At 70.4% G+C, this 11359-nt stretch carries 10 protein-coding genes; 5 read left to right on the forward strand and 5 right to left on the reverse strand.

All coding sequences use genetic code 11. The annotated features are described in order from the left end of the window. Positions 1-62: 62 nt before the first annotated feature. Genes Ahu01nite_RS26425 through Ahu01nite_RS26435 form a run of 3 tightly spaced genes read left to right on the forward strand, consistent with a single transcriptional unit; the run spans position 63 to position 3238 of the window. Complete coding sequence (locus Ahu01nite_RS26425) at positions 63-1805, forward strand: pyruvate dehydrogenase (RefSeq protein WP_203839327.1); 1743 nt, start codon at positions 63-65, stop codon at positions 1803-1805. A 45-nt stretch (positions 1806-1850) separates the two neighbouring features. Then, the gene (locus Ahu01nite_RS26430; RefSeq protein WP_239159149.1) at positions 1851-2423 is read left to right on the forward strand and encodes an RNA polymerase sigma factor; all 573 of its coding nucleotides are present in this window, start codon (positions 1851-1853) and stop codon (positions 2421-2423) included. Then, positions 2420-3238, forward strand: coding sequence for a hypothetical protein (locus Ahu01nite_RS26435; RefSeq protein WP_203839329.1), 819 nt, complete (start codon positions 2420-2422; stop codon positions 3236-3238). The genes Ahu01nite_RS26430 and Ahu01nite_RS26435 overlap by 4 nt, the downstream gene beginning before the upstream one ends. Positions 3239-3539: 301 nt before the next feature. On the opposite strand, the gene Ahu01nite_RS26440 is transcribed toward Ahu01nite_RS26435, so the two are convergent. Then, on the reverse strand, positions 3540-3698 hold the full coding sequence (locus Ahu01nite_RS26440; protein WP_203839330.1) for a hypothetical protein: 159 nt from the start codon (positions 3696-3698) through the stop codon (positions 3540-3542). A gap of 3 nt (positions 3699-3701) precedes the next feature. Further along, positions 3702-5207, reverse strand: coding sequence for a LysM peptidoglycan-binding domain-containing protein (locus Ahu01nite_RS26445; RefSeq protein ID WP_203839331.1), 1506 nt, complete (start codon positions 5205-5207; stop codon positions 3702-3704). Between the two features lie 155 nt (positions 5208-5362). Between Ahu01nite_RS26445 and Ahu01nite_RS26450 the strand changes: the two genes are divergently transcribed. Next, entirely contained in the window at positions 5363-9736 is a 4374-nt protein-coding gene (locus Ahu01nite_RS26450; RefSeq protein WP_239159150.1) for an FtsK/SpoIIIE domain-containing protein, read from the forward strand. Positions 9737-9786: 50 nt separating this feature from the next. Here Ahu01nite_RS26450 and Ahu01nite_RS26455 read toward each other — a convergent pair whose 3' ends face one another. The 3 genes from Ahu01nite_RS26455 to Ahu01nite_RS26465 form a co-directional block, all read right to left on the reverse strand. After that, positions 9787-10083 (reverse strand): WXG100 family type VII secretion target, encoded by a 297-nt coding sequence (locus Ahu01nite_RS26455; RefSeq protein ID WP_203839333.1) that lies wholly within the window; start codon positions 10081-10083, stop codon positions 9787-9789. Positions 10084-10149: 66 nt separating this feature from the next. Continuing rightward, entirely contained in the window at positions 10150-10761 is a 612-nt protein-coding gene (locus tag Ahu01nite_RS26460) for a hypothetical protein (RefSeq protein ID WP_203839334.1), read from the reverse strand. Positions 10762-10765: 4 nt separating this feature from the next. Further along, positions 10766-11065: a hypothetical protein gene (locus Ahu01nite_RS26465; RefSeq protein ID WP_203839335.1), complete on the reverse strand. Its 300-nt coding sequence runs from the start codon at positions 11063-11065 to the stop codon at positions 10766-10768. A gap of 114 nt (positions 11066-11179) precedes the next feature. Between Ahu01nite_RS26465 and Ahu01nite_RS26470 the strand changes: the two genes are divergently transcribed. Next, positions 11180-11359 (forward strand): hypothetical protein (locus Ahu01nite_RS26470; RefSeq protein WP_203839336.1); only part of this gene is annotated, 180 nt, incomplete at its 3' end.

The raw sequence follows: 11359 nt of genomic DNA on the forward strand, positions 1-11359 counted from the left end.
TCGGAGTTCCGTGCGTGGGGTAACTGCCATGGCACAGTCGCACACGCCCCCGGGGAGTCAATGTGTTCGGGAACAAGCAGACAGTCGCCGACCAGTTCGTCGAGGTGCTGGTCCAGGCGGGCGTGACACGGATCTACGGCATCGTCGGGGACAGCCTGAACGCGCTCAGTGACGCCATCCGGCGCAGCGGCGAGATCCAGTGGGTGCATGTGCACAACGAGGAGGCGGCGGCGTTCGCGGCTTCGGCGGAGGCTCAGCTGACCGGGAAGCTCGCGGTGTGTGCGGGCAGTTGCGGGCCGGGGAACACGCATCTGATCCAGGGTGTGTTCGATGCGCACCGGTCGGGGGTGCCCGTGCTGGCCATCGCCTCGCAGATCGCCTCGGGCGAGATCGGCACGGGTTTCTTTCAGGAGACCGACCCGAAGCGGCTGTTCGAGCAGGCCAGCCACTGGGCCGAGGTGCTCTCCAGCCCGGCGCAGATGCCGCGGATGCTCCGGGTGGGCATCCAGGAGGCGGTCGGTAAGCAGGGTGCCGCGGTGATCGTCGTGCCGGGTGACGTGTTGCAGGGCGAGGCCGTGAACGCGACCGGGGAGACCGCCGCCGCGGTGGGGCGTGCGCTGCCGACACCGCCGGCCGAGGTGCTGCAGGAGTTGGCCGATCGGCTCAACGGCTCGTCCAAGGTCGCGATCTTCGGGGGGATCGGCTGCGCCGGCGCACGTGAGGAGGTGCTCGCCCTGGCTGCTGCGTTGAACGCGCCCGTCGGGCACAGCCTCAGGGGCAAGGAGATTCTTCAGTACGACAACCCGTACGACGTCGGCATGTCCGGTCTGCTCGGTTATGGATCCTGCTACGAGGCGTGCAACGAAGCGGATGTGTTGCTGCTGCTGGGCACCGACTTCCCCTATCGTGCCTTCCTGCCGCAGCAGAACACGATCCAGGTCGACATCGACCCGTCCCGGCTGGGCCGGCGAACGGTGCTGGACATGGGCGTCGCGGGTGACGTCGGCGCCACGATCCGGGGGCTGCTGCCGCTGCTGAACCCGCGCGAGGACGCCGATTTCCTGCACAAGATGCTGAAGAAGCACGGCGAGAAGCTGGAGCAGACCGTCGAGGCGTACACCCACGACATCGAGCACCTGACGCCGCTGCACCCCGAGTACGTCGCCACGGTCCTCGACGAGGAGGCCGCGGACGACGCCGTCTTCACCGCCGACACCGGCATGTGCTGCACGTGGATCGCCCGTTACATCACGCCGAACGCCCGCCGCCGGCTGATGGGCTCCTGGGTCCACGGCACGATGGCCAACGCGCTGCCGCAGGCGATCGGCGCCCAGATGGTCGACCGCGGCCGGCAGGTCATCTCGATGTCCGGCGACGGCGGCCTGGCCATGCTCCTGGGCGAGCTGCTGACCGCGAAGACGCACGCCCTGCCGGTCAAGGTTGTCGTGTTCAACAACTCGAGCCTCGGCATGGTCCGCCTGGAGATGATGGTCGACGGCGAACCACCCTTCGAAACCGACCACGACGCGGTGGACTTCGCCGCGATCGCCCGGGCCGCGGGCTTCCACGCCGTACGCGTAGAAAAGCCGGACGAACTCCGCAGCGCTCTCCGCTCCGTCCTCGACCACGACGGTCCCGCCCTGCTCGACGTGGTGACCGACCCGGACGCGTTGTCGGTCCCGTCGCACATCACCGCCGAGGAGGCGAAGGGCTTCGCGCTCTCCATCGGCAAGACCGTCCTCGGTGGCGGGGTCGGCTCGATGCTCCACCTGGCCCGGACCAACCTCCGCAACATCCCGCGTTAGAGCTTGCCGCAACACATACCGGCCTGGCGGCCATAGCAGGATGTGATGACGCAGACCGGGCCGACCGACCAGGACCTCTGGACCGCGGTGGCCGCCGGGGACGAGGCCGCCTTCGGCACGCTGTTCGACCGGCATTCGCGGGCGGTCTATAACCATGCCTTCCGGCTCTGCGGCTCGTGGAGCGTCGCCGAGGACATTACCCAGGCGACGTTCCTGGCCGCGTGGCGCAAGCGCGGCACGGTGCAGCTCGCGCTCGACACAGCGCTGCCGTGGCTGCTGGTGGTGGCTGGCAACTGTGCGCGGACAGAATGGCGCTCGGCCCGGCGGTTGCGGGCCCTGCTCGGCCGGCTGCCCGCCGAGCACGACCCCGACCCCGCCGACGACGTGGCCGGCCGCCTCGACGACGAACGCTCGATGGGCCGGGTCCTAGCGGCCGTGCGGCGGCTGCCCCGTGCCGAGCGGGAAGCCGTCGCGCTGTGTCTGTGGTCGGGCGTCGGCTACCCGGAGGCCGCCGCGGCTCTGGGCATCACCGAGGTCGCGGTCCGCTCCCGCGTGAGCCGGGCCCGGGCTCGGCTCAGCACCCTGCTCGGCGCCACGCTCACGGAGGAACAGCGATGAACGACGTGCTCAAGCCCCCCGCCGACCGGGATCTGCCGCCTGCCCGCGCGGCTCGGATGCGTGCGGAGCTGATGACCGTTGCCCGGGGCCCGCGAGTTCATCGGCGGCGGCTACTGGTCGCGACGATGGCGGTGCTCGCCCTGATCGCGGGAGTCGCCGTGGTCAAGCTGGACACCGACCGTACCCAGATCCTCGCGATGAGCAGCGCCGAGCTTGACCCGTCGCTACGTCGCGCCGTCCGCGACTGCCTGGAACAGATGAAACCGCGCGACGACGGAGGCCCACCGCTGGAGTTCGTGCCCGTCTCGCCCGCGGACGTCACCATCGCGTCCCGGCGCGGCCCCTGGATCGCCGTGCTGTTCCTCACGCAGGACGGCTACATGGCCTGCGACATGTACATGAAATTCGGCAAACTCCAGTCGAGCAGCGTCGGCGGCGAGGCCTGGCCCCACCGCGACTACCTCCCCGGCCCGGTCCAGCGCCTCAGCCTCACCTCAACAGAAGCCGACGGCGGCTCGGTCTCGGTCCTCGGCCGGGTCAGCGCCCGGGTCGACCGCCTGATCCTCGAACACGGCAACGGCCGCACCACCACCGCCCGGATCAGCAACGGCGCCTTCGGCCTCATCTCCCTCACCGAAGACGTCCGCAAGAACGCCCAACTGGTCAGCTACGACGCCACAGGCACCGAGATCGACCGCCGGCCCCTCTTCACCTACTCGCAGAACTACCCGCATTGCTACACCGACCCGACCGGCACCGTCATCTACGGCACCCCCGGCCCCGCCTGCCTGCCCGCCGACCCCTGGACCCCGTGACCAGCCAGCGTCCCGAGTCCTTGATTCGTGCGCATTCAGGCGGCGAGGGCGCTTGGTCACCGCGGCCGGTCGCCGCGGCGACCGATGCGTGGGCTTCCGGGACTCTTCACAATCCCGTTCCGGCCGGAAGGCTAGATGTTGCGCTGGGCATCGGGATGCGTCAACTTTATGCGGTGAAGCTCGTCAAATCCGGGCAATCATGTCTGAACGCACATCATGTGTTTCCTGGCCAGATGTAAATGGCCCAGGCTTGACAGCTGACGCCGCAGAAGGTTGCGGCAGCGCGGGTTTCGACACAACTTCATGCCCCGCGGCCAGAGCCCGGCATGGAGAGCGGGAAGTCGGACCAGCCCACCTCCGGGAACGCGGCTCCGTCGAGCAGGTACCAGGCGCGTCCCGGAGGTGACAGCGGCAGCGGCTTCCGGTCGGGCTGGAAGTCGCGGAAGACCAGGTCGAACAATTGTTAGTTGCCCTGGCCGGCGGGGACGCGGCCGGTGTAGACGTTGAGGCCGAGGGCGCCGGTGTCGAGGCGGCCGTCGGGGTGGACGGTGAAGCGCCAGCGGCCCTGGCGGGTCTGGCCGACGACGATGACGACCCAGGCGGCGTCGGGGCGGTTGACGAGGTTCTGGACGCGTTCCATGTCGCGGGCGCCGGGGGGTGAGCCAAGGATGAGGACGCCGAGGCCGGCGCCGCTGCCGCCGTTGCGCAGGGCGTAGGCGCCCTCGGCGACGTCGCCTTCGGCGGTGGTGAGGGCGTCGCGGATGCTGCCGAGGGAGGTGAGGCGTTCCATTTCCGGCAGGTGGGGGCGGACATCGCCGGCGATGACGCGGACGTCGTCGGCCCAGGGGCTGCGGATGAGCTCCTCGACCCAGGCGCCGACGAGCTCGCGGGCGACGGAGCCGTCGCCTTCGATGCTGATCACGCCGGTGGCCTGGCCCAGGTCGACGAGCTCGCGGGTGACGCCGGTGGTGCCGAGGGTGACGAGGCGCGGGGTCGGGCTGACCACGTCGTTGCGGGCGGGCAGGGCCTGCAGGTCACGCAGGGAGGACTGCCAGACGCGGCCGCTCTCGACGGCTTCCCACGGCTCGGTGGGGTCGCCGCCGGGGACGGCGAGGCGCAGCGAGATGCGGGTGTCGTCGAGGGAGACGCCGTAGACCGGCGGGACCGGGCGGCCGGCGGCGTCGCTGCCGGTGACCAGGACGCGCAGGGCGCGGTCGACGGTCCAGGCAGCGGCGGTGTCGAACGTGCGGGCCGACATCCCGGTGGCGGCTTTGCCCTTGCGGCGCGGCTTTGTCGTCTTCGGGGGCTTGGGTGCCTTCGGGGCGGCAGGCGCGTACGGCGTGCCGGCGGTTGCGGCGGCCGGGGGCTTGTCGGCGGCGTTGCGGCGACGGCGGATCAGCAGGAACCCGATCACCAGGCCGGCGAGGATCAGGACGACGCCGACGATCAGCAGGATCACCAGCAGCGGCGATCCGTTGCTCGTCGAGTCGGCGGCGCCGGGAGCGGCGGCTGTGGGGTCGGTGTCCGGGGACTCCGAGGCTGCCCCGCTGGGTGCGCCCGAGGCGTTGGGGTCATCGGGCAGCGGCGGCAGGGGGCCGACGTTGACGCCGTCACCCTTCGCGTCGTCGGGCAGCACGAGGATCCAGCCGGGCTCGATCGCCTCGGCCGTCTCGACCCGCTTGCCGTCGAACTGGAGCCGGCCCTTGTTGAGCTCGAAGATCTCCAGGTTGCGGTTGCCGTCGCCGAGGAAGCGCTCGGCGATCTCGAACAGGAACTCGGGCTGACCCTTGTAGCTGGACTGCACTACGTACCACTTGGGGTCTGCCCTTTTTTCGGCTGCATAAGAGCCGTGCAGACCTGGGAGTGACGACGACGGTGACGCCAGAGCCGGTGTCCCGGCACCCACCGTCACGGCGAGCATCAGACCCAGCACCAGGGTGCTGGCTCGACGGAATGTTCGACGGGCCATGGCCAACTTCCTCGCATACAGATCACCGATACGCGGCCACCCTACATTTACGGGGTGCGATAGCGTTGGGCCCACTGTCCGCGCGCTGTCGCCACGCCTCGCCCCTCTCCGATGAAGGACCGCGATCGTGCGGAACACCTCGGCCCGGAGGCATGGTGCAGCTCTTACTGACAATCGTCGATCCCAGAACGGGCGACTCCGCTGACGTGGCGCTCACCGCCGCGGGACACACCACTGTGGATGCGCTCGGCTACACAGCGCAACGGCTTCTTCGCGACGCGAATCGGCGTACCGGCGGCGCGACCGGCGCGGCCACCCTCTATATCAATGGCAAACCGCTGCACCCGGCGCTTACGCTCGACGGTTCGGCCGTGCGGGACGGCTCGGTCATCGGCCTCGACGGGCCTGCCGGCTGGCCTGTTCCGGAACAGTCCGGATTGCTCGAGGTACGCACGATCGCGGGCGCCTCGACGGGTGCCGTTGCCCGGCTCGGTGCCGGCATCGGCGACCTCGGTAACGACCAGCACTGCTGGGTGCCGGTCGGCGATCCGGCGGTCCCGCCCGTCGCCGCGGTGATCAGTGTCGACGTCCAGGCCCGCTGCTTCGTGGAGCCAGAGGGCGGGGTGCCGCTGGAAATTGATGGCGAAACCGTGACCGAGCGGTTCATGTGGCTCCCCGGTCAACTACTCAAGGTCGGCGACTCGTTACTGGAACTCGCCGAGTACACCCGCCCCGACGCGGCGCTGGAGCCGTCCTCGGACGGCACCGGACTGGACTACAACCGGCCGCCGCGGATCCGGGCGCCCCGGCACCAGACCCGTTTCCGGCTGCCCGCCCCGCCGAAGGAGCCGCAGCGCAACCCGCTGCCCTGGCTGGTGGCGCTGCTGCCGCTGGTCGGCGCGCTGGCGCTGATGTTCCTGACCGGCAACAAGACGATGCTGTTCCTGGCCCTGCTCTCGCCGCTGTCCGTGATGGGCAACTACGTGATGCAGCGCCGCCAGGGCAAACGTTCCTACGCCGAGCTGCGCAAGGAATATCAGGAGCGCAAGGCACGGATCGAGAAGGACGCGCAGGACGCGCTCGAGGTCGAGAAGGTCGAGCGCCGGGCGGGCTGCCCCGACCCCGCGCTGATCTCGGTGATCGCCACCGGGCCGCGCCGGCGGTTGTGGGAGCGCCGCCGCCGCGACGAGGACCACCTGCTGCTGCGGGTCGGCAGCGGCGAGCTGCCCGCCGAGGTCGCGCTGGACGACCCCGAGCAGGACGAGCACCGGCGTACGGTGCACTGGAGCATCCCGGACGTTCCGGTCACCCTGCCGCTGAAGGACCACGGCGTCATCGGCTTCGCCGGGCCCGGTGACAGCGCCCGCGCGCTGGGCCGGTGGGCGGTGATCCAGGCCGCGGTGCTGCAGAGCCCCAACGACGTCCAGATCAGCGTGCTGACCGAACCGGCCGGCAAGGAGAGCTGGAACTGGGTTCGCTGGCTGCCGCACTCCCGGTCGAACAACCCGAACGCCCCGGCCGTGATGATCGGTGTCGACGCCGAGTCGGTGGGCCGCCGGGTGGCCGCGCTGCTCGAGATGATCGACGCGCGGCTCGCCGTGCGCCAGGAGACCGGCTCGGCCGGCTTCCGCGAGCCCGACATGATCGTGGTCCTGGACGGCTCACGGCGGCTGCGGTCGCTGCCCGGCGTCCTCCAGCTGCTGCGTGACGGCCCGTCCGTCGGCGTCTACGCCATCTGCCTCGACGCCGACGAGCGACTGCTGCCGGCCGAGTGCCAGGCGGTGGCCGTGGCCGAGGGCGGCTCCCTGCGGATCTCGCGCACCGGTGCCGACGAGCTGACCGGGATCCGCCCCGACGTCCTGTCCCCCGCGTGGTGCGCGCGGGTGGCCCGGTCGCTGGCCCCGATCCGCGACGTCAGCGATGACGAGGAGGACGCCGCGCTGCCCGGTTCGAGCCGGCTGCTGGACGTGCTGTCGCTGGAGCCGCCGCAGGCCGAGACGATCGTGTCGCGCTGGGCGGTCCGGGGTGCCACCACGACCGCGGTGGTCGGCGAGTCGTTCGACGGCCCGTTCGAGATCGACCTGCGCCGCGACGGGCCGCACGGCCTGATCGCCGGCACCACCGGCTCCGGCAAGTCCGAGCTGCTGCAGACCATCGTGGCGTCGCTCGCGGCCGCCAACCGGCCGGACGCGATGACGTTCGTGCTGGTCGACTACAAGGGCGGCAGCGCGTTCGGTGACTGTGTGCGCCTGCCGCACACCGTCGGCATGGTCACCGACCTCGACGAGCACCTCGTGCGCCGGGCCCTGGAGTCGCTCTCCGCGGAGCTCCGGCGGCGCGAGCACGTGCTGGCCGCGGCGGGCGCCAAGGACATCGAGGACTACACCCGGGTCGCCGACCGGCAGCCGGGCAGCCTCAAGCTCCCCCGGCTGCTGATCGTCATCGACGAGTTCGCGTCGATGGCCCGGGAGCTGCCCGACTTCGTCACCGGCCTGGTCAACATCGCGCAGCGGGGCCGGTCGCTCGGCATCCACCTGCTGCTCGCCACCCAGCGCCCCAGCGGCGTGGTCTCCCCCGAGATCCGGGCCAACACCAACCTGCGGATCGCGCTGCGGGTCACCGACGCGGCGGAGAGCCAGGACGTGCTCAACGCCCCCGACTCGGCACGCATCTCGAAGAGCACGCCCGGTCGTGCGTACGTGCGGCTCGGGCATGCCTCTCTCGTGCCGTTCCAGGCCGGCCGGGTCGGTGGCCGCCGCCCGGGCAGCGGCGGTGGCGAGGCCGCCCCGCCGGACCTGCGGATCCTGGACTGGGCCGACCTGGCCCGGCCGATCGAGGTCGCCAAGGTGGCCCGCACGGTCGACCAGGAGGAGATCACCGACCTGCAGGTGCTGGTCGAGGCGCTGCGCAAGGCCGCCGAGATCGCCCAGGTGCCGGCTCAGCACAGCCCGTGGCTCGCGGCGCTGCCCGACGCGGTGATCATCGATGACCTGGCCGCGACGCCGGTCGTGCCGCACAAGCTGGCCACGGTGCCGTTCGGCATCGAGGACCTCCCGGCGCAGCAGGCGCAACGCACGGCGGTGCTGGAGCTGGAGCGGTTCGGGCACCTGATCGCCGCGGGCGCGCCCCGCACCGGCCGGTCCCAGCTGCTGCGCACGATCGCCGGTTCGCTGGCCCGCACGCATTCCAGCGCCGACGTGCACCTCTACGGCCTGGACTGCGGCAACGGCGCGCTGCTGCCGCTGAACGGGCTGCCGCACTGTGGCGCGGTCGTCACCCGCACCGAGGTCGACCGGGCCGTCCGCATGATCACGAAGCTCGGCGAGGAGATCCGTCGCCGGCAGGCCGTGCTCGCCGCGGGCGGGTTCGCCGACGTCACCGAGCAGCGCACAGCAGCCGCCCCGGAGAGCAAGCTGTCGCACATCTTCCTGCTGCTGGACCGCTGGGAAGGCTTCCTGTCCACCTTGGGCGAGCTGGACGCCGGCACGCTGACCGACCAGATCTTCACGTTCCTGCGGGAGGGCGCCAGCGTCGGCGTCCACGTGATCATCACCGGTGACCGTTCGGTGCTCAGCGGCCGGGTCGCCACCCTCACCGAGGACAAGATCTCGTTCCGGCTGGCCGACCGCGGCGACATGTCGATGATCGGCCTGCACCCGCGCAACCTGCCGGAGGAGATCGCCCCCGGCCGCGCGTTCCGGGCCGAGAGCGGCATCGAGCTACAGGTCGCCTTGCTGGTGCCGGACGCGAGCGGTGCGGCGCAGGCAGCCGCGCTCGCCGAGATCGGGCGCTGGTCCGCGCAACGCGACGCCGGGGTGCCCGCGCAGCTGCGGCCGTTCCGGCTGGGAGAGCTGCCCAGCCAGATCTCGTACGACCAGGCGGCCACGCTGCCCCGTGCGGGTGTGGGCAAGGGCTGGGTGCTGGCCGGCGTGGGCGGGGACCAGCTCACCGCGTACGGTCCGGATCTGTCCGCCGGGGTGCCGTCCTTCGGCATCGGCGGCCCGGCCAAGTCGGGGCGCAGCACCATGCTGGTCGCCATGGCACGGTCCGCATTGGACAACGGCCAGCAGGTCATCGCGATGGCACCGCGGACGTCGCCGCTGCGGGACCTGGCCGGGCGCCCGGGCGTCATCACGGTCTTCACCGGCACCGACGTGACGCCGGAGGAGCTGAACGAGGCGCTGGCCCAGGTGACCGGGCGGGCGCTGATCGTGGTCGACGACGCGTCGGCGCTACGGGACGTCGCCGCGTCGAGCGAGCTGCGCGACGTCATCCGCAACGGCGAGGCCCGTCAGCTTGCCGTCATCTTCGCGGGCGAGCCGGAGGACCTCAGCGTCGGCTTCAGCGGCTGGCTGGTCGATGCCCGGCGCAGCCGGCGGGGCGCGCTGCTCTCCCCGCAGAACCGCACCGACGGCGACCTGGTCGGCCTGCGGCTGCAGCGCACGGCGGTGGGCCAGCCGGTGCGGCCGGGCCGCGCCATGCTGCACCTCGGCGACGGCGAACCGCTGACCGTGCAGGTCCCCGAGTAGTCGGACATAAAAAAGGGCGACCCCACGGGGTCGCCCTTTTTTGTGAAGCCCTACTTGTTGAGAGCCTTGGCGAGCTCCTCGTCGGCCTGCTGGAACGTGTCCGCGGCAGCCGTCAGGTACTTGCCCATGCCCTCGAGGCCCTCGGCCATCTTGCTGGCACCGTCGTTGAACTCACGGTACGACTCGTCGAACTGCTTGCTGGACGAGTCGGTGACGTAGCCACCGTTGACCAGGTTGCTGACCATGCTCTGCAGCTCGTGGAGCTTGCTGAGGATGTCTTCCTTGCCACGCGTGAGGCGGTTGGCCGCGTCACGCATCTCCTGGTACGTCACATTGACGTTAGCCATGTCTTGCCTCCCTGGTTACTGCCGGCTTGGAATCGAAGCACGGCACGGTGTTGAGAAGTCGGCCGGTCAGCCGATGAATCGGAACGTGCCGGTGATGGCGTCGAAGACGTCGAAGAATTCCGACTCCAGCGCCAGCAACGGAGAACTACCGGTGATCAGGGCCACCCGCGTGGGGTTGGGCCCGGGGAAAGGCACAAAGGTCTGCATGATCAGCGACCGGATCCAACCGGCGCCGTCAGGCAGCGTGACGTCGTCGATGCCCCGGGTGCGCGGCACGCGGCCGGCCTCCGGGATCTCCACCGACTCGACCTGACGCCAGATGGAGTCGGCGCCTCGTTTCGGCACCGTGGTGAGGAAGGACGCGATCGCGTCGGCCGCACCCTCCTCATTGGGCGCGTCGACTATGGTCACGGTCACTGTGGCGGTCATCACGGCCCCGCCGAGACCGGCGACCAGGGTCCCGCAGAAACGGGCCCCGCTGTCGTACGCCCGCCGCGCCGTCTCCCGCAGCACCCGGGCAAGGTCGGCCCGGTGCTCGTAGAGCTCCGGAACCTCCTTGAGCCGCTCGGAGACCAGGGTGTTGATGGCGGCGTTGCGGGCGTCGGGGTGCAGCTCGATCTCGAACCAGGAATCCGGGACGGTGATCGAGAATCCGGTGGCGGTGGTCGGTGCGGTCATCGGATCAGGCCTCGGCGCTCTCACGTAGCTGCTTGGTGAGGTCGTCGTCGGCCTTGCGCAGACTCTCGACCGCTTGCTTCGCCATCTTGATCAGGGCGTCGCAGTTCTTGTCGACCTGTCCACGACCGTCGCGCCAATGTGACTCAAAGTGACTGATCGCACCGTCGACATCGGGTCCGCCCAGGTCACCGGAGAACTCGTTCATCCAGGACCTGGCGGAGTCCATACCGCTACGAATGGTCTCCAACTGCGTGGCGAAGTCCGCCAAGCCGTCCAAATTCACCGTTAACCGGTCGGAAGCCATTCATACCCGCCTCTGCCTACGCCCACCGTCGATTGGAGAGTACTACGACGGATCAAAACCCTCTGTAACTACCTGCGTAGACTCCGTCGGGCACATGCATAGACAGGAGTGGTGATGGCTCGGCCGACTGACTGGGACGTCCTCGACATGGACGGCGACCCCACTCCTGGTGACCCTTCCCGGGTCCGGCAACTCGCGTCGCGGTTCCACGACTTCGCCGAGACCGCCCACCGGGCCAAGGTCGCCGTGGACTCCTTGCAGGGCGATGGCGCGGTCCTGACCTGGGTCGGGCTC

The organism is Winogradskya humida, from assembly GCF_016862215.1.
GTDB lineage: Bacteria > Actinomycetota > Actinomycetes > Mycobacteriales > Micromonosporaceae > Actinoplanes > Actinoplanes humidus.

Excerpts from the sequence above, each read along its gene's own strand:
- Ahu01nite_RS26455 (WP_203839333.1), bottom strand. The coding sequence starts at position 10,083 with ATGGCTAACGTCAATGTGACGTACCAGGAGATGCGTGACGCGGCCAAC.
- Ahu01nite_RS26460 (WP_203839334.1), bottom strand. The coding sequence starts at position 10,761 with ATGACCGCACCGACCACCGCCACCGGATTCTCGATCACCGTCCCGGAT.
- Ahu01nite_RS26430 (WP_239159149.1), top strand. The coding sequence starts at position 1,851 with ATGACGCAGACCGGGCCGACCGACCAGGACCTCTGGACCGCGGTGGCC.
- Ahu01nite_RS26465 (WP_203839335.1), bottom strand. The coding sequence starts at position 11,065 with ATGGCTTCCGACCGGTTAACGGTGAATTTGGACGGCTTGGCGGACTTC.
- Ahu01nite_RS26445 (WP_203839331.1), bottom strand. The coding sequence starts at position 5,207 with ATGGCCCGTCGAACATTCCGTCGAGCCAGCACCCTGGTGCTGGGTCTG.
- Ahu01nite_RS26435 (WP_203839329.1), top strand. The coding sequence starts at position 2,420 with ATGAACGACGTGCTCAAGCCCCCCGCCGACCGGGATCTGCCGCCTGCC.